Source organism: Novosphingobium taihuense (assembly GCF_007830315.1).
GTDB classification, from domain to species: domain Bacteria; phylum Pseudomonadota; class Alphaproteobacteria; order Sphingomonadales; family Sphingomonadaceae; genus Novosphingobium; species Novosphingobium taihuense.
On the sequence record NZ_VLKJ01000003.1, the window covers coordinates 330,928 to 348,994 of the forward strand.

Annotated in this window: 16 protein-coding genes; 7 read left to right on the forward strand and 9 right to left on the reverse strand. The window is 64.0% G+C overall.

The window, feature by feature from the left end; all coding sequences use genetic code 11:
- Positions 1-79 precede the first annotated feature (79 nt).
- A complete protein-coding gene (trmB, locus tag IQ25_RS08805; RefSeq protein WP_144904849.1) occupies positions 80-796 on the reverse strand; it encodes a tRNA (guanine(46)-N(7))-methyltransferase TrmB in 717 nt (238 codons plus the stop codon).
- A 124-nt stretch (positions 797-920) separates the two neighbouring features.
- Here trmB and IQ25_RS08810 point away from each other — a divergent pair, with 124 nt between their 5' ends.
- A complete protein-coding gene (locus IQ25_RS08810) occupies positions 921-1,739 on the forward strand; it encodes a helix-turn-helix domain-containing protein (RefSeq protein ID WP_246415697.1) in 819 nt (272 codons plus the stop codon).
- 33 nt (positions 1,740-1,772) lie between these two features.
- Here the strand turns inward: IQ25_RS08810 and IQ25_RS21220 are convergent, their stop codons facing one another.
- The 4 genes from IQ25_RS21220 to IQ25_RS08830 all read right to left on the reverse strand — a co-directional run bounded on the left by IQ25_RS21220 (position 1,773) and on the right by IQ25_RS08830 (position 4,471).
- A complete protein-coding gene (locus IQ25_RS21220) occupies positions 1,773-1,961 on the reverse strand; it encodes a hypothetical protein (protein WP_220094536.1) in 189 nt (62 codons plus the stop codon).
- A 133-nt stretch (positions 1,962-2,094) separates the two neighbouring features.
- Entirely contained in the window at positions 2,095-2,301 is a 207-nt protein-coding gene (locus tag IQ25_RS08820; RefSeq protein WP_144904853.1) for a hypervirulence associated TUDOR domain-containing protein, read from the reverse strand.
- A 155-nt stretch (positions 2,302-2,456) separates the two neighbouring features.
- Entirely contained in the window at positions 2,457-3,158 is a 702-nt protein-coding gene (gene ctrA, locus IQ25_RS08825) for a response regulator transcription factor CtrA (protein WP_011443965.1), read from the reverse strand.
- A gap of 317 nt (positions 3,159-3,475) precedes the next feature.
- The gene (locus IQ25_RS08830; RefSeq protein WP_144904855.1) at positions 3,476-4,471 is read right to left on the reverse strand and encodes a tetratricopeptide repeat protein; all 996 of its coding nucleotides are present in this window, start codon (positions 4,469-4,471) and stop codon (positions 3,476-3,478) included.
- Between the two features lie 279 nt (positions 4,472-4,750).
- Here IQ25_RS08830 and IQ25_RS08835 point away from each other — a divergent pair, with 279 nt between their 5' ends.
- From IQ25_RS08835 to IQ25_RS08850, 4 genes are read left to right on the forward strand one after another with little or no spacing between them, the layout of a single operon-like run.
- Positions 4,751-7,279 (forward strand): cyclic nucleotide-binding domain-containing protein, encoded by a 2,529-nt coding sequence (locus IQ25_RS08835; RefSeq protein WP_221236719.1) that lies wholly within the window; start codon positions 4,751-4,753, stop codon positions 7,277-7,279.
- A gap of 4 nt (positions 7,280-7,283) precedes the next feature.
- Positions 7,284-8,180 (forward strand): hypothetical protein, encoded by an 897-nt coding sequence (locus tag IQ25_RS08840; protein WP_144904859.1) that lies wholly within the window; start codon positions 7,284-7,286, stop codon positions 8,178-8,180.
- Positions 8,181-8,187: 7 nt separating this feature from the next.
- Positions 8,188-10,071 carry a cytochrome c3 family protein gene (locus tag IQ25_RS08845; protein ID WP_144904861.1) on the forward strand — a complete coding sequence of 628 codons (1,884 nt, stop codon included), beginning with the start codon at positions 8,188-8,190 and terminating at the stop codon, positions 10,069-10,071.
- 20 nt (positions 10,072-10,091) lie between these two features.
- Positions 10,092-10,943: a phosphodiesterase gene (locus tag IQ25_RS08850; protein ID WP_144904863.1), complete on the forward strand. Its 852-nt coding sequence runs from the start codon at positions 10,092-10,094 to the stop codon at positions 10,941-10,943.
- 13 nt (positions 10,944-10,956) lie between these two features.
- On the opposite strand, the gene IQ25_RS08855 is transcribed toward IQ25_RS08850, so the two are convergent.
- The 3 genes from IQ25_RS08855 to lptB are packed head-to-tail and all read right to left on the reverse strand — an operon-like array spanning position 10,957 to position 15,344.
- Positions 10,957-12,981 carry an amidohydrolase family protein gene (locus IQ25_RS08855; protein WP_144904865.1) on the reverse strand — a complete coding sequence of 675 codons (2,025 nt, stop codon included), beginning with the start codon at positions 12,979-12,981 and terminating at the stop codon, positions 10,957-10,959.
- Between the two features lie 49 nt (positions 12,982-13,030).
- Positions 13,031-14,524 carry an RNA polymerase factor sigma-54 gene (rpoN, locus tag IQ25_RS08860; protein WP_144904867.1) on the reverse strand — a complete coding sequence of 498 codons (1,494 nt, stop codon included), beginning with the start codon at positions 14,522-14,524 and terminating at the stop codon, positions 13,031-13,033.
- Positions 14,525-14,567: 43 nt separating this feature from the next.
- Positions 14,568-15,344 (reverse strand): LPS export ABC transporter ATP-binding protein, encoded by a 777-nt coding sequence (lptB, locus tag IQ25_RS08865; protein WP_144904868.1) that lies wholly within the window; start codon positions 15,342-15,344, stop codon positions 14,568-14,570.
- 229 nt (positions 15,345-15,573) lie between these two features.
- Here lptB and IQ25_RS08870 point away from each other — a divergent pair, with 229 nt between their 5' ends.
- Together IQ25_RS08870 and IQ25_RS08875 are read left to right on the forward strand one after the other, a co-directional pair.
- The gene (locus IQ25_RS08870; protein ID WP_181447209.1) at positions 15,574-15,939 is read left to right on the forward strand and encodes a hypothetical protein; all 366 of its coding nucleotides are present in this window, start codon (positions 15,574-15,576) and stop codon (positions 15,937-15,939) included.
- 95 nt (positions 15,940-16,034) lie between these two features.
- A complete protein-coding gene (locus IQ25_RS08875) occupies positions 16,035-17,381 on the forward strand; it encodes a TldD/PmbA family protein (RefSeq protein ID WP_144904870.1) in 1,347 nt (448 codons plus the stop codon).
- Positions 17,382-17,441: 60 nt separating this feature from the next.
- On the opposite strand, the gene ppa is transcribed toward IQ25_RS08875, so the two are convergent.
- Positions 17,442-17,981 carry an inorganic diphosphatase gene (gene ppa, locus IQ25_RS08880; RefSeq protein ID WP_144904872.1) on the reverse strand — a complete coding sequence of 180 codons (540 nt, stop codon included), beginning with the start codon at positions 17,979-17,981 and terminating at the stop codon, positions 17,442-17,444.
- Between the last annotated feature and the right edge of the window lie 86 nt (positions 17,982-18,067).

The window sequence follows — 18,067 nt, forward strand, 5'->3', positions numbered from 1 at the left end:
GTCTACCAAAACAGAAGAATTTTTTGCGCGCCACGAACCGCCGCTTTGCTGCGACAGGTTGCAGGCCATCCCCGCTGGATCAACGGCGCCGATAGCGGAAGTACCAGACCTCGTGCCCGTAAACCGTGCGCGCCTTGTGCTCATAGCGCGTTTCCGGCCATCCACCGGGGCGTACCTGAAAATCCTTCGCGTCGTTGGCCAGCCAGTCGAACTGGTGCTTGTGGCGGCGCATGACCATCAGGGCGTGGCGCAGGTAGATCGCGTGGTCGGTGCCAAAGCGGAATTCGCCACCAGGCTTGAGCTTTGCCGCGAACAGGTCGAGCGGGCCGTCGTTCATCATCCGCCGCTTGGCATGCCGTGCCTTGGGCCACGGATCGGGATGCAGCAGGTAGAGGAACGACAGGGCGCCGTCCGGAATCCGCCGCAGCACTTCCAACGCATCGCCATGATGAATGCGGACGTTTGGAATAGGCGGGTGCGCGCCGTTGTCTCCCGAAACATGGGTCAGCGCCTGCGCCACGCCGTTGAGGAACGGCTCTGCCCCGATGAAGCCGTGATCGGGCAGCATGTCGGCGCGGAAGGCCATGTGCTCTCCGCCGCCGAAGCCGATTTCGAAATGGAGCGGGCGCGGCTCGCCGAATAGAGCCTCGGCGGTGATCGGCCCTTCTGCGGGCATGGAGATCTGGGGAAGCAGGTCATCCACCAAAGCCTGCTGCCCTTGACGCAGAGGCTTGCCCTTGGCGCGGCCATAGAGGCGGTTGATCGTCGTCGGATCGCCGGATTTGTAGGCTGTCATGGCGGCGGCGTTTGGCAGGGAGGCCCGCAGGGGTCAATATGATCGGCTGCAAGTTGGCACGCGTATGGCGTGGTACAAGAAATTTGGATGGACGGTGCGAGCAGGCTGTGGTGATCACGATCGCATGTCTGCCACCGATCATGGCCCCCGCGCGATTGCGGATTTGACCGACAAGGAACTCGAAGTCCTCCGCCTGCTCACTGCGGGTCACACGATCAAGTCGATCGCGACGGTTCTTGATCGCAGCGAAGCCTCGATCAACGAGCGCTTGCGCGACGCCCGGCGCAAGACCGGCATCGGCAGCAGCCGCGAACTGGCGCGGCTGGTGGCAGGACAGGAAAACTGGCCCAGAAAAACTGATCTTCCATCGCCCGGTGCTGCAGGCGACGCCGGTGAGCAGGACTCATCCGCGAGGCCTCATTGGAAGAAGGGAAAGATTGCCATGTTCACTTTGCTGCCTCTTGCCGCCGGGCTCATGCTCGTTGCAACGACATCGCACCGCGCCGACGAGCCGCAGGCCAGCCAGAACGCTGCTGCGACAGTATCGCCACTCATCGGCAAATGGTCGCTGGACACTGCCAGAATTCCCGAGGAGGAGCGCCCCGGCTCGGTAACGATCGCGTTCAGCATCTCGCCCGACCGCCAATGGACGACGCGGGTGGACATCGTCGCGCCGGATGGCAATGTCATGAATGCCAGTTCTACCGCAGCGACTGACGGCGTGGCAGTGCCGATTTCGGGCAATATCCCGATCTACGATACAGCATCGCTCCGACAGCCCGCGCCAAACACGCTGGTCATGACACTCGGCAAAGCGGGAGCACCCGTCGCCACCCGCGTCTACACGGTCGCCCGCGATGGCAGGTCGATGACCGAGACGATCGTCTGGGCCGACAAAACGATGCCCAAGATGGAAACGACCTACTTCAACCGCGTCGGCTGATCGACTGGCGCGAAACTGGCGGGGAGGCCTTGGTCAGTCCTTGACGAGCATCTTGTGCTTTGACTTCGCCCAGGTTTCCCCCGCGTCTCCGCCCCACAGTAGCCAGGCAATAAACCCGGCCGAAGGATCACTGTCATTGTTCCAACGGTCCTGTGCAGCTTTCTTGTCCACGGCGTGTCGCGCGAAGTAGCTGAACATCGATTTCACGTCGCTCTCGGACAACAAACTTCCGTGAGAAAGCTGGCGCGCCCTCGCAAGTCCGACTTCCGTTCCGCCGCGGCCGAACCTTTCGTGCAGACGAAGGCCGCGCCGTGCTGCCGAAGCCATCCGCTGGGTCGGCCTGAAGGCACGCGTCTCAGTCACGCTTCAGCGCTCCGGGCTTGTGCGCTGCCCGTTTGCCTTTCTCGGTTTCGACCAGGTATTCCGGTTTGTCCCTGGATGCCGCCACCTTGTGCCCCTTGATCGTCGTCGGCTTTTCAAGCTTGCGCACGACCTTTCCGTGCGCCTCGCCACCGTGGCTGCTCCACGATACCTTGTCTCCGGCTTTCAGCGACTTTGCCATGATCGGTCCTTCCTTTCGTGCGTTTGCAGAAAGGAGCGGCCAAGAGGTGTGAAGGTTCCGTCGCTTGCCTCGATGGGCAGGTCTGTAACGGAAACCAAAACGGCCCGCCGGAGAGGGCGGGCCGTTTCGAGGAATGGCTTGAGATATTGCGGAAATCAGGCCGCTTCGATCGCGCTCATATCGTCCGGATCGCGCAGCACATAGCCGCGGCCCCAGACGGTTTCGATGTAGTTTTCACCACCACAGGCATGCGCCAGCTTCTTGCGCAGCTTGCAGATGAACACGTCGATGATCTTGAGTTCGGGTTCGTCCATCCCGCCATAAAGGTGGTTGAGGAACATTTCCTTGGTCAGCGTGGTGCCCTTGCGCAGCGAAAGCAGCTCGAGCATCGCGTATTCCTTGCCGGTCAGGTGCACGCGGGCACCATCGACCTCGACCGTCTTGGCATCGAGATTGACCGAGAGCTTGCCGGTGCGGATGACCGACTGCGAGTGCCCCTTCGAACGGCGAACGACCGCGTGGATGCGGGCGATCAGTTCTTCGCGATGGAACGGCTTGGTCACGTAGTCGTCGGCACCGAAGCCGAACGAGCGGACCTTGCTGTCCATTTCCGAAATGCCGGAAAGGATGAGGACCGGCGTCTGCACCTTGGCAACGCGCAGCTTCTTGAGCACGTCATAGCCGTGCATGTCCGGCAGGTTGAGGTCGAGCAGGATGATGTCGTAATCATACAGCTTGCCCAGATCGAGGCCTTCTTCGCCAAGATCTGTAGAGTAGACGTTGAAGCCTTCGGTCGTGAGCATGAGCTCGATCGCCTTGGCCGTAGTAGGTTCGTCCTCGATCAGCAGTACGCGCATTGAACCGCCCCTTGATTGCCATGTCCCCGTGGCAATTAACCCGACTTCAATTCGGATTGCCCGCCATTAACCATAGGAGGAATGAACATGAAAGGTTAATTTGTTGTAAACCCGCGGGCGGGGCTCATTCGCGTTAACCGGGCATGTGCCGGGGAATGAATCGTTTTGGCACGAAAGTGATTCAGATCGGGACGAAAATCGCCTGATTTCGGGGTGTCCCGTATTGAATCACTCAGCCTCGAGAGCCCGCAAAAAGGTCCGGAGTGGTTAACAAAAACGCCATCCGGCCCCGCGCGAAGTGATTCGCGCCCGCCGAATCAGGCCCCCGCGATACCAAGAGTGGACGCCGCCTCGCGCAATTTCCTCGCGCTCGCACTGTCGTTGCGGAAGGCAGCTAGGCCTTTCTGCAGCGCTTCGGCAGCCTTGCGTGGCTCGCCCAGTTGCATTCGGCTGCGCAGCAGCATGATCCAGCGGTCGACATTGGCCGGGTCATTGGCGAGCTTGGCCTCGAGCCCATCGACCATGCCGCGGATCATCGCTTCCTGCTGGCCCTTGGGTAGGCCCGCAGCCGCCTTCATCTGGTCACTTGTCGGGCCAGGGATCGCCGCAGCGGCCTTGTGCGGGCCATCGGTAATCACGCCATTTGCAGGCGCTGCAAACTTCGCCTCGGCAAGTCGCTTTTCCACGTCGATCTTGCGCTTTTCGCCGACATTGCGAATCACCTCGCGGATATCCTCGGCATAGGGCGCGTCGGCCGGCGTATCCTCAAGCAGGTCGAACCACGCGTTGATCGCCTGCCGGTGCCGTCCCGAAAGGTCCATCGCCACGGCCTGGAAGTAGCGCGCGCGGGCATCCTTGGGGTCGAGCTTGATCGCCTTGTCGAACGCGGCCTTGGCGTCGCGCGGCATGCTGCCTTCTTCCTTGCTCGCCAGGACAAGCGCCTCGCCAAGGAACGACCAGGTTTCGGCATGGTCGGGATCGAGCTTGGTCGCCTTCTTGAGCGCGGTGGCGGCCTCGGCATAGCGCTCGGTCTGGAAGTATGACCAGCCGAGCATCCGCCAGCCTTCGGCATCGTCGGGTGTTTCGGCGAGCTTGGCTTCCAGCTTGGCGATGACGTCATCGACCGAGGGCTGCTGGCTCGGCACGGCAGGCGGGGGGACGGCGGCGGGCGGCGGCGTTTCCGGCCCACGCATCATCGCGACGCCGCCTGCGCCCAACGCGATCAGGCCTGCGGCCAGAAGCGCGACCTTGCCGATTCGCGATGCACCCTGCGCAGGTTCGCGCGTTTCGGTGGCAGGTTCGGGATCGGTCATCGCAAACTCCTGTCGGATGCCTTGCACGTCATCCGTGTGCTGCGCCGCATATCGTGCGGGGGCGGTCGCATGCAAGCTGTTGCTCAGCAAAGACGGTGCAGCGAATTTTGCGACTGGCAATGCGCGGCTCTTCGGCTAAAGTCCGCGCGATAGGGGTCGCAAATCGGTTTTTGAAAGTGGGCAGGGGCAGGGACATGCTCCGTTCGCTTGCGATGCGGGGGACGCATACCGGTGGGCGAGGTTTTCAAGGTTGCGATTATCGGTTCGGGCCCGGCAGGCATGAGCGCTGCCGGACGCGCGGCGCAGCTTGGTCTGAGCCACGTGCTGCTCGAAAAAACCGATCACCTCTCGGACACGATCTACAAGTACCAGAAGGGCAAGCATGTGATGGCCACGCCATCGCAGCTGATCCTGCGGTCGGATCAGGAGTTCGACGCGGGCAAGAAGGAAGACATCCTCGACAAGTGGAACCGCCGCACCGCCGAACTCGGCGTGAACGTGAAGTACAATGCCGAGGTCAAGTCGATCAAGGGCACGGGTCCTGCGATAGAGGGTTCGGTCCAGAAGATCGTCACAAGAGCGCGCGATGGATCGAGCACGACGACCGAACTGCAACGCTTTGCCCCGCCCTATGCGATTGAGCTGACCAGCGGCGAAACGGTCATGGCCGAGAACGTGGTTCTCGCCATCGGCACGCAGGGCAACCCGAACCTGATGCGCTGCCCCGGCGGTGATTTGCCGCACGTCACCTACCAGCTCGATGACCCTTACGCCGTGCTCGACCAGCACATCGTGGTGGTCGGCACCGGTGACGCAGGTATCGAGAACGCGCGCGGCCTAGTCGAGGACCCTGCGCAGGGCAACGTGGTGACGGTGCTCAACCGCGCGCCCAAGTCTACCAACGTCCGCGAAAGCTTCGCCACCGCCAAGGAGCCCAACGCCAAGGCGCTGGTCGAGGACGACGCTGCGGGCAAGCTCACCATCCGCTACGAGACCGAGACCAAGGCCATCGAGCCGGGCTGGATCACGCTGTCCACGCGCGATGGCGAAGAGCGCATCCGCTGCGACCGGATTATTGCCCGCATCGGCTCTGCCCCGCCGCGCGGCTTCGTCGAAGGCTGCGGCATCGAGTTTGCGAGCGCCGACCGTCTGGCTTTCCCGACGCTGTCGCCCCAGTTCGAATCGACCGCGCCCGGAATCTTCGTGATCGGGGCGCTGGCGGGCTATCCGCTGATCAAGCACTGCATGAATCAGGGCTACGACGTCGTCGAGTTCATCAATGGCAATACCGGCCTGAAACCGGCGGACGAGCCGCTGCTCGAAGCCAAGTTCGCAGGCCTGCCGGGCAATCGCTCGGTCAACGACTGGCTCGAATTCCTGCGCACCAACGTCACCATCCTTGATGGCATGACCACGCTGCAGCTGCGCGAGTTCATGCTCGATTCGGCCGCGCGCGCCTATGCCAAGGGCGAGACGGTGTTCGAGAAGAACGATCCCGGTTCCTCGCTCTTCGCGATTGCCTCGGGTTCGGTCCACGTCCGGCTCGATCCGAAGGACCCGTCAAAGGTCGTTCCGATCCCGGCAGGCACGATCTTCGGCGAAGTCGGCCTGATCTCGGGCCGTAAGCGCGGCGCGACGATCGTTGCGGCGGAAGACACGATCTGCGTCGAGATCAGCCGCAACGCCGCGCTCAAGCTGCAGAGCCAGGTGCCGACAGCCAAGCGCGCGATCGAGCGTATTTCGACCGAGCGCCAGATCCTGCAGATGTTTGGTTCGGGCCTGACCAGCGCCGACATCGCAGAGGTCGTCGAAAGTTCGAAGATCATGGCTGTCCGTGCGGGCGACGCGATCATCAATGAAGGCGACGAGGACAAGGACATCTACGTCATTCGCGTCGGCTCCATGGTGGTCGAGAAGGAAGTCGGCGGAAAGCCGGTGTTCCTGTCGTACCTGCCCGCCGGGTCCTATGTTGGCGAAATGGCGCTGATCGATGGCGGCCGCCGCACGGCAACCGTGCGCGCCGCGATCAAGAGCGAGGTCATCAAGATCGATGGCGAGGCCTTCGGTCGCGTACTCGCGGCCAAGCCTGCCCTGCTCGAACGCGCGCGCAAGGACATGGAAGTCCGTCGCGCGACCAACGCCTTTATCGAATCGAAGAAGGACAGCTTCTCGGGCGTCGTCGACCTCTACTCCGAACAGGCCAAGTTCCTCGTTTCGCAGGGGCTGGGCGAAGCGACCGACGTGCTGCTCATCGACGAGCGGCTCTGCGTGGGATGCGACAACTGCGAGAAGGCCTGCGCCGACAGTCACGACGGCCTCTCGCGCCTTGATCGCGAGGCCGGAAAAAGCTTCGCCCACCTTCACGTGCCGACATCGTGCCGCCACTGCGAACACCCGCACTGCATGGCCGATTGCCCGCCCAATGCGATTCATCGCGGGCCCGATGGCGAAGTGTTCATCAACGATACGTGCATCGGCTGCGGCAACTGCCAGCGCAATTGCCCCTACGGCGTGATCCGCATGGACAAGGTGCCGCCAAAGAAGCCGTCGCTGCTTTCGTGGCTGTTCTTCGGCTCCGGGCCGGGACCGGGCGAGCCGTCCTACAAGTGGTCAAAGAAGAACACGAAATACACCGGCGACCCGGCGGTCGACGAACTGCTCGATCGCAAGAAGGCGATCAAGTGCGACATGTGCGCGGGGATCGAAGGTGGCCCGAGCTGCGTCCGCGCCTGTCCGACAGGTGCCGCCATCCGCGTATCGCCCGACGAGTTCCTGACCGTCGCGCGGCTCGAGAACGAGGGAGTCTGAGCCAATGGCGAGCATCGCACCCCGCAAGCGTACCGGCGCCACCCGCGCGCGCACTTCCACGCATGAAGGCTTTCTTACCCACCGCAACCTGTTTTGGGGCAAGCTCTCTGCTGCGCTCGCGCTGGCGCTGATCGGGCTGTACATCTTCGTACCGTTGCCGGGCACGCACTTCGGTTCAAGCTGGTTGGGCTATACGCTCGGCACCGTCGGCGCTCTGCTGATCCTCTGGCTGACCATGCTGGGCATGCGCAAGCGCGCGATCACGCCGGGGCGCTGGAGCCTCAAGGGCTGGACATCGGCCCACGTCTATCTTGGCCTGTGCCTGACAGTCATCGGCACACTCCATTCGGGCTTCCACCTCGGCTGGAACGTCCACACCCTGGCCTGGGCGCTGATGCTGATCGTGATCGGTTCGGGGATCTTTGGGATCTGGGTCTACGCCACGCTGCCCCGCGCGCTGTCGTCCAACCGCTATGACGAAGAAGGTGCGATCACCGAAAAGCAGATGATCGAGGCGCTGCGCTCGCTCGACCGCCAGATCCACGACGCCGCGCAGCCGCTCGATGCCGAAACCGCGACGCTGGTGGGCCGGAGCCTCGACGAGGACCCATTCGCTGGCTCCTTCTGGAACCGCATCACCGGCAAGTATCCGAACTGCGCTACGCGCGGCACGGCGGCGGAGCTGCGACGCCTGCGCGCCTATCGCCCGCGCCTCGACAACGATCCGCTCGACAAGGTCGACGCGCTGCTGACGCGCAAGGAGGCAATGCTCGGGCGAATGCGACGGCACCTGAAGCTCAAGTCATGGCTGCAGGCCTGGCTCTACATTCACGTGCCCGTGACCTTTGCGCTGATTGCGGCGCTTTCCGCCCATATCGTCAGCGTCTTCTTCTACTGGTGAGCGAGAGATGAGCTTCCTAGTCCGCCAGATCGCGCTCAAGTCCAGTGGCGAGGAGATCGTCCGGCCGTCCACGGTCGAAGGCGAAGTCCTGACCATCGGCCGCGATGCCGCATGCGACATCCACCTGCCCGACCTTGCCGTCGATCCACGCCATGCGCAGGTCACCCGGCAGGTCGACGGCAGCCTCGTCATCGCCTCGATCGGCGCGCAGCCGTTCGAGGTCAACGGGCGCAGCACCACGCAAAGCCCGCTCGACCCTGCGGTTGGTGCCGAACTGACTTTCGGCGGGCACCGCATCTCGGTGTCGAGCGATGCGCAAACCGGCGCCGCCACGTTCACCGTGCGCCGGGTCGAGGCCGTGTCCGATTCGGCCGAGGACAAGGACATCACCACCGTCTACACGCTCAAGGGCCTCCTGCCCGGCAAGCGCATGTCGGCGTGGACCTTCGCGGTGCTGGTGCTGATCTCGTTCCTCGCCTTCCCGATCTACAGCTACATGACCTACAAGCCGCTGGCGATGCAGGAGAAGGCGCGCAGGCCCGATGGCTTCCATGCCGACCAGACATGGTCGTCAGGTCCGTTGAGCCTTGCCCACAAGAACCTCGGCGGCGATTGTCAGGCCTGCCACACCCAGGCCTTCGTCGCGGTGACCGACAACGCCTGCCTCACCTGCCACACCAAGGACGCGCACGATCACATCGCCGACAAGTCGCGCCTGCTGAAGGCGCGCGGCGAGCCCACCGGCATGGCCGCGTTGCAGCGCGCCGTGGCCAGTGCCTTCAACCGCCCAGCAGGCAGGTGTGTAGATTGTCACACCGAGCATGAAGGCGCGGGTGCTATGCCGGCCACCCAGCAGAAATTCTGCGCCGATTGCCACAACGGGATGAAGGGTCGCTTGGCCGATACCAAACTTGCCGATGCCGCCGATTTCGGGACGGCCCATCCTCAGTTCAAGCCGATGCTCATCAGCGGCATGAACGGCAAGAAGCCGCTGTTCCAGCGCGCCGACTGGAAGCCGGGGCTGACCGAGAACAACGGCCTCAAGTTCACCCACGGGCAACACCTTTCGAAGAGCAACGGCATTGCCCAGATGGTCCGGCGCATGCCCGGCCGTTTTGCTGCCAGCGATGCCCTGCAGTGCAAGGATTGCCACAAGTCCGATGCTACCGGCACCCGCTTCAAGCCGGTGGTGATGGAAGATTCCTGCCAGTCCTGCCACTCGCTCGGGTTTGACCGGATCGGCGGCACCTTCCGCACCCTGCGTCATGGCGAGCCGGAACTGGTCGTGGCCGATCTGCGTGCCTTCTATCGCGGCGGCGCTCCGGCGCGCCCGGCCAATCTCTCCGGCCTTGCCCGCCGCGTCCCCGGCGATGCCGCGCTGCGTTCCACCGCTGCGGACTATGCCCGCGCCGTGCGCTTCTACCCGACGCAGGCCGATCAGGCCGTGGCGCAGGTCTTTTCGCAGGGCGGCATGTGCTATGATTGCCATACCGTGACGCGCGGCGGATCTGCTGCGAGCGGTGGATTTGCCGTACAGCCCGTCGCCCAGAACGACCGTTACTATCACAAGGGCTGGTTCGATCATAAGGCGCACAACAAGAGCGACTGCGCCGATTGCCACGTAAATGCGGCTACCTCGAACAAGGCTGCCGACCTGCTGGTGCCCGGCATCGACGGCAAGGGCGGCTGCCGTTCGTGCCATGTCGGCGGGGAAGGCGCGAAGCTTGCAACCGTATCCGTGAAAGACCCTGTCGATTCCTCGTGCGCAATGTGCCACTCCTATCACATGGATGCTGGCGCTCCCTGGGCGCCCAAGAAGGACCGGAAGAAGGACGTGGCGCAATCCGTGGCAGTGGCTGAAAGGCCCAGGTTCCCGGTGAAGCTGCGCTAGCGCACCGGAACGGGGGGACGATGCTGATCGCGCAGGTCACGGATATTCACTTGGGATTCGAACCCGATTCCCCCGGTGAATTCAACAGGCAGCGGCTTGACCGCGTGCTGGAGGAACTGGCTGCAATGCAGCCGCGTCCCGATCTGCTGCTCGCCACGGGTGACCTGATCGATCGCGGCGACAAGGCCAGTTACGCACGGCTGCGCGAAGCCTTTGCCGACCTGCCGTTCCCGGTTCACTATGCCCTCGGCAACCACGACGTGCGCGCCACGTTTCACGATGTCTTTCCCGAAGCCACGTTCGATGGCGGTTTCCTCCAGTACGTTGTCGAAGCGGGGCCCTTGCGGCTGATCGTGCTCGATACATTGGAAGAAGGGCGGCACGGCGGCGCCTTCTGCGAAAAGCGCGCTGCCTGGCTTAAGGCCCGCCTTGATGAAGCGCCCGACGCCCGCACGCTCATCGTCCAGCATCACCCGCCGGTCGAAGTCGGCATTGCGTGGATGAACACGGACCCCGCCGAACCGTGGGTCGAGCGGCTAGCTGCCTGCCTGCGCGGTCGCACCAACATCGTCGGCGTGGTCTGTGGTCACATCCACCGCGCGGTGACGACCGCATGGGCAGGCACAATCGTCGCCACCTGCCCGTCAACCGCGCCGCAAGTCGCGCTCGACTTGCGGCCGATCGACCCTGACGTGCCTGACGAGCGCAATCTGATCATTGCCGACCCGCCGGGCTATGCGCTGCACTGGTTCAATGGGCGCGAACTGATCACCCACTGGGACACCGCCGAGGATCACCCGGTTCTCGCGCGTTACGACGCCAACCTTCAGGGCATGATCCAGGACATGCTGGCCGAACGCCCGCAGGCCTGAGGCACCGTTCGCGCTACGGCGCAGCGGTTACCTTCGGGGCGGCAGCAAAGGGCTTGATGCCAAGCTTGGGGTAGATCTCCGCCGGGTAGTAGAACGACCCGTCCTTCACCACCATCGCGATGGACTTGATCGCCTTGAGGTCCTGCGTCGGATCGCCCGGCACGAGGAAAAAATCTGCCAACTTGCCGCGTTCCAGCGAGCCGAGCTGCTGGTCCTGCTTGAGATAGGTGGCCATTTCCAACGTGGCGCGCGACAGGACCTGCCCTGGTGTCATGCCCAGCTTGCCGAACAGTTCCAGCTCGCGGTGATAGTTGAACGCGCCACCGAGGTCGGTGCCAGGGATCAGCAGGATACCCTTGCGATTCATCTCGGTCAGCGTTTCGAGCACCTTGCCATAGGCAGCCACGTACTGCGCACGCTCCTGCGGCGTATCGGTGCCGAACAGCGCCTGCTTCAACTGGCGCTGTTCGGCCGGGGGCATGTGGTCGATGTAGTCGACCGCGCCCGGGTTTGGCTGGCCGTCGAGCGCAGTCAGCCCCAGCTCATGGATGCCGATGGTCGGCTCGTGCGCGGTGTGCCGGGCGACCATCGCATCGAGCGTCGCCTGCACCTTGGCGGATTTCATGTCGAGCGTAGGAAAACGCCGCATCGCGGTGAAACGGAACAGCGTGCGGGTGTCCTCGCCGGGGTTCAGCACCCAGCCGAGCATGAGCTGGTTGACGTGGGTGATCTCGTCGAACCCGGCGGCGATCATCGCATCGGCATTGGAAAACGCCGGCACGTGCCCGGCCACCCTCATGCCAAGACGATGCGCCTCTGCCACGACCGCCGGGGCCCAGTCGGGGTTCATCGAATTATAGAGCTTGGCCTGCCAGAAGCCCCGTGCCGCATACTTGCGCACCGCCGCGATGGCTTCATCCTGTGTCGACACCAGCGTCCCGTTGCGCGCCGAGAACGGACTCTTGCCCTCGATGAAGCCCGACCGGATGATGCGCGGACCCGCCAGTTCGCCCTTGTCGATCCGCGCCACCAGCTTGTCGAGGACGTCGTCGCGGTTGCCCATGTCGCGCACCGTGGTGATGCCCGCCAGCACGTTGAGCAGGGCATCCTGCTGCCCGATGTGGCCGTGCATCTCGTAAAGCCCCGGCACAAGCGTGCCGCCGCCACCTTCGATCGTGGTTTCGCCCGGCGTCGCCACGCTGCCTGCCGCCACGACTTCGCTGATGCGGTTGCCGGACACGACCACGTCGCGCAGATCGGTCAGCGCTTTCGCCACGGGGTCGAACAGTCGCACGTTGCGGATGCGCACTGGCCCTGGATAGTGCCGCGCGCCCTCCGCCTGCAGTCGCGAGAACCGCTCGGCCCCGAGCCTCTCGGCCAGCGCGACCAGCGGCTCTTCCGAAACCTTCTCATAGCCCTTGCGCACCAGCACGTTGCTGTCTGTCAGCACCGCGAACAGCTCGCCCGAACCTTCGAGCGCGATGTAGTTCGGATCGAGTGCCAGCCCGCCAAGTTCGTAGATCGTGACGTCGACCTTGCCATCAGGCCCGTCGAAGCTGCGGCGATCCCGTTCGACCAGGGTCGCCGTGCCGCCCGGCGCGATGGCAAGGCTGCGGCCGGGGGCCGCGAGCAGAGCCCTGGCAAGGATCGCGATGTCGAAGACCGACCCGTTCTGCGTCACATAGTAGCGGGGAGCATCCTTGCCTTTGATCGTGCCCTTGCCGGCAAGGTCGGTCCAGCTGGCGCCTGCCGCCGTGCGCCGAAAGCTTTCGTTGACCGCATTGCCGAAGGTGGTCTTGCCGGTGATGCGCCAGTCTACCGGGGCCCCATCGGCATCGAGCGTTACCGTTTCCCGGATCGTTGGCCCGCGCCCGTTCTGCTTGATGTCATACTCGATGCTGACCTTGCGGCCTTCGCTGTCCACCACGTAGCGACCGATGTCGACGCCTTCGGTTACCATGCGGAACTCGATTGGCTTGGCGCACAGCGGCGATGCGGCGCTGACGAGCGCCGCCGCGAGGAACAGCTTGAACTTCATGGCAGGATAGGCCCCGGAAAACGTTTCAATTGCGACGAGGCTAACCCAGTCAGCGCACGCCTGCCAGTGCCTTCTGCCGCCGCCGCTGCACCGAACTTCCCAGCCCGATCGCCTCGCGATACTTGGCCACCGTGCGCCGCGCGAGATCGAAGCCGCGCGCCTTCAGCAGGTCGACCAGCGCGTCGTCCGAAAGGATCGCCTTGGGGTCCTCCGCATCGATCAGCTGGCGGATCGCGGCTTTCACAGCCTCTGCCGAAGCGCCTTCGCCGTCCGACGATCCCACGCCCGAGGTGAAGAAATACTTCAGCTCGAACGTGCCGCGATTGCAGTGGAGGTACTTGTTCGAGGTTACCCGGCTTACAGTCGATTCGTGCATCGAGATCGCTTCGGCCACGGTGCGCAGCGTCAACGGACGCAAGTGCGCAACGCCGTGGCGGAAGAAACCGTCCTGTTGCTTCACGATCTCTGCGGCGACTTTGAGAATCGTCTTCTGCCGTTGGTCGAGCGCCTTGAGCAGCCAGTTGGCATCGGCCAGCTTTTCGCCAAGCCAGGCCTTGGCGTCCTTGGTCATGCAGGCGCCGCGCATCTCGACGTAGTAGCTGCGGTTGACAATCAGCCGCGGCAGGGTGGCCTGGTTGAGCGCAATGTCCCAGCCGCCGTCCTTGCCACTGCGGATCAGGATGTCGGGCACCACCGCCTCGGCCATTCCCCCGCCAAAGCGCAGGCCCGGGCGCGGGTCGTAGCTGCGCAACTCCGCCAGCATCTCGGCGAAGTCCTCGTCGTCGACCTGGCACAGTCGCTTGAGCCGCGCGACTTCGCCGCGCGCGACAAGCTCCAGATTGTCGATCAGCCGCGCCATGCACGGATCGTAGCGGTCGGCCTCCTTGGCCTGCAGCGCGATGCATTCAGCCAGATTGCGCGCGCCGATGCCCGTCGGGTCGAGCGACTGGACCAGACCCAGCGCGCGTTCGACCACGACCGCCGAAAGGCCCAGCGCTTCGGCCACTTCGCCCAGCGGCACGGTCAGGTATCCGGCTTCGTCGAGCTGGTCGATCAGCCAGCGTGCCACGAACAGCAATTGCGGGTCGGACGTCTCGGCACCGATCTGCGCGTGGAGATGCTCGGCCAGCGTTTCCTCGCTGCGGCCGCGCTCGTCGATGTCCGGCCCTTCGCCTCCGCCGCCGCCCATGTCTCGCGACGAGGACAGCTCGAATGTGCTGGCATCACCCGTGTCGCGATCCCGGTCGAGTGCCGAAGCGTCGATGTCGAGGGGGCGGTCCTCGGCCACGCGCCCTTCCGATACGAGTTGGTCCACCGGCGAGGATTCGAGATGCGTGCGGCGCAGCTCTTCAGGCACCGCCTCCACAGTCTCGCCCGCAGCACTTTCGCCGATGTCCAGCAGAGGGTTTGCGTCCAGCGCCTCACCGATGAAGGCTTCAACCTCGAGGTTGGACAGCGCCAGCAGCTTGATCGCCTGCTGCAACTGCGGCGTCATCACCAGCGACTGGGTCTGCCGGATATCCAGCCTCGGCCCGAGCGCCATAGTCTAGATCCCCCCCGAGACCTGCATCAGTTGCCGTGATGCATCACAGAGTGAAGCCTTCGCCGAGGTAGAGCCTGCGCACATTGGCATCCGCCACCAGCGCTTCAGGGCTACCGGCAAAGAGCACCTGCCCGCCGTAGATGATGCAGGCGCGGTCAACGATGTCGAGCGTTTCGCGCACGTTGTGGTCGGTGATCAGCACCCCGATGCCGCGCCCTGACAGGTCCTTCACCAGATGGCGGATGTCGCTGATCGAAAGCGGGTCGATCCCGGCGAAGGGTTCATCGAGCAGGATGATCGAGGGCCGCGCCGCCAGTGCACGGGCAATTTCGCAGCGCCGCCGCTCACCGCCCGAAAGCGCCATCGCGGGGCTGGACCGCAGCCGGGTGAGGCCAAATTCGTCGAGCAGACGCTCAAGCTCAGCCTCGCGCGTGGTCTTGTCCGGCTCGATCAGTTCGAGCACGGTCGAGATGTTCTGCTCGACCGTCATGCCCCGGAAGATCGAGGTTTCCTGCGGCAGGTAGCCAAGCCCGAGGATCGAGCGGCGGTACATCGGCAGCTTGGTGATATCCACGCCGTCTAGCAGGATGCGCCCCGAATCGGGCCGCACCAGCCCCATGATCGAGTAGAAGCAGGTCGTCTTGCCCGCGCCGTTCGGCCCGAGCAGGCCCAGCACTTCGCCCTTGCCGACCGAAAGCGAGATGTCGGTCAGGACCGCCCGCTTGTCATAGCTCTTGGCGATGGACACGACCTCGAGCCCGCCTTGCGGAATCGGCGGTGCGGCATTCGCGGGGGCGGCAGCTTCTTCGATCACGGTCATCAATCAGGCTCTGCAGTTTCAGGCGCTTGGATGCACCAATAGCGTTTCAATGCCACGCGGCAAACCCCGCAGCGCGCGATTGGCAGGATTTATGCATGGGTGTGCTTTTACAAAGGTGAACGGGTGATGATGTCCCGATGAAGAACGCACCGAATTGGAATTGATCTTGCAGGTTTGCCTCGTGCGTGATCTAGTGGCTATGGAGCAGGATAAACAAAGGAATGGCGCCATGAACAAGGCCCTCCAGTCGCAGAAGGGCCAGTCGGCAACCGTCGATTGGCGCAAGAAGATGAGCAACAATGTTGCCTACGGTCTTCTCGTCTATACCGCCTTGCAGATTTTCGTGACCATGCACGAGATCCAGGGAGAGAGCGCCTCGATCCTGCCCGTTTTCGTCCTCGTCATGCTGGTCGCCGCGATCATCCCGCTGTTCCGCCATTTCGAACGTCGCTGGGAGCATCTGACCGACGATCAGGCGCACAATCCGGCATACAGCGTCGCCTTCAGGCGCGATCAGATCAAGGTCTGGGCTCTGGCAGCGGTGCTTCCCTTCCTGATCACCGGCGGGTTCAAGGCCTTCACTGCGCTTTCCTGAATTCCGGCATTTTCTACCGCCAAGACCTATCGATTGCCCCCGCCCCGCGAGGGCGCTAGACCGCGCAGCCTTCCTGCTTGCGAAAAGGTCTCTCCATGCTGTCACCCGCCGATGCCCAGGAGCGCTGCGAAGCGCTGATCGCACGCGCACGCCGTGCCGGGGCCGATGCGGGCGATGCCGTGTACCTCGGCAATGCCTCCGAATCCGTTTCGGTCCGCTTGGGTGCACTCGAGGAAGTGGAGCGCTCCGAATCCGAGAACATCGGCCTGCGGGTGTTCGTCGGCGGGGCTTCGGCCTCGATCGGGTCGACCGACCTTGGCGATGCCGCACTCGATGAACTCGCCACTCGCGCCGTCGCCATGGCGCGACTCGCCCCTGCCGACAAATTCGCTGGCCTTGCGCCTGAAGAGCTGCTGCTCAAGGGCCCCGCGCCCGATCTTGACCTTGATGATGCCGCAGAACGCAGTCCCGCCGAACTGCGCCGCCTTGCCGAAGAAGCCGAGGATGCCGCACGCGCGGTTGCGGGCGTGACCAACAGCGAAGGCGGTGGAGCCAGCGCCGGACGCGGCCTCTTCGCACTGGCCACCAGTCATGGCTTCTCGGGAGCCTATGCCGCTTCCAGCCACAGCCTCTCGGCCAGCGTCGTTGCGGGCGAGGGCAGCGCAATGCAGCGCGACTATTCCTGGCGCAGCACCCGCTTTGCCACGGACTTGCGCGCACCGGCCGACATCGGCCGCGAAGCAGGCGAGCGTGCCGTGCGCCGCCTCAACCCCGGTCGCGTCAAGAGTGGCCCCATGCCAGTGGTGCTCGACCCGCGCGTTGCCAATTCCATCGTCGGCCATCTCCTCGGCGCGATGTCGGGCGCTTCCATCGCCCGGCGCGCGAGCTTCCTGCTCGACCGTGACGGACAGAAGCTGTTCGATAGTTCGATCACCATTACCGACGATCCGCTGGTCGCGCGCGGCATGCGCTCGCGTCCGTTCGATGGCGAGGGCCTGCCGACCTCGGCGCGCAAGATCGTCGATGCCGGGCAGGTCACCGGCTGGCTGATGGACGCCGCCGCCGCACGTCAACTGGGCGCCACGCCCACCGGCCACGCCTCGCGCGGGTCATCAGGTGCGCCGCATGTCACCTCGAGCAATGTCGTGCTCCACCCCGGCACGCAGACTCCGGCGGAGCTCATCGCCGACATTGCCGATGGCGTCTATGTCACCGAACTGATCGGCCACGGTGTCAACGGCGTGACCGGCGATTACAGCCGCGGCGCTTCGGGCTTCCGCATCGTGAATGGCGAAATTGCCGGGGCGATTGCCGAATTCACCGTGGCGGGCAACCTGATCGACATGTTCGCTGCGATGACCGCTGCCAACGACCTCGAAGTCTATCGCGGGATCGACACGCCAACCCTGCGCATCGACGGCATGAGCGTCGCCGGCGACTGACGCAAAAAGGGGCGCTGGTCCTTCCGAACCCGCGCCCCCTTGGAACCTCGCGTATAACGATCAGGCCGGCTTGGCAGCCTTGGCGCGTTCGATCGCCTCAATGGTGATCTGTTTGGCGTCGTCAGCGCCGCCCCAGGTGCCGACGCGAACCCACTTGTCCTTTTCCAGGTCCTTGTAGTGGGTGAAGAAGTGCTCGATCTGCTGCAGCACGATCTCGGGGATGTCTTCCTTTTCCTTCACGTCCGAATAGTACGGGAAGGTCGAATCGACCGGCACGCAGACCAGCTTTTCATCGCCGCCATGCTCGTCTTCAAGGTTGAGCACGGCGATCGGGCGCGCGCGGACGACCGAGCCGGGGACGAAGGGCGAGCGCGCAATCACCAGCGCGTCGAGCGGGTCGCCATCGGGCGAGAGCGTGTGCGGCACGAAGCCGTAGTTCGCCGGGTAGCGCATCGGCGTGTGCAGGATGCGATCGACGAACAGCGCGCCCGAAGCCTTGTCGAACTCGTACTTGACCGGCTCACCGCCGACCGGAACCTCGATGATGACGTTGAGGCTTTCCGGCGGATTGTCGCCGGTGGGAATCATGTCGATGCGCATCTTTGGCCCTGTTCGTTAAGGGTGGAGAGAATGCGCCGCCACTAGCGAACAGACTTGTGCACCGCAACAAGACTTATGGCGTAACC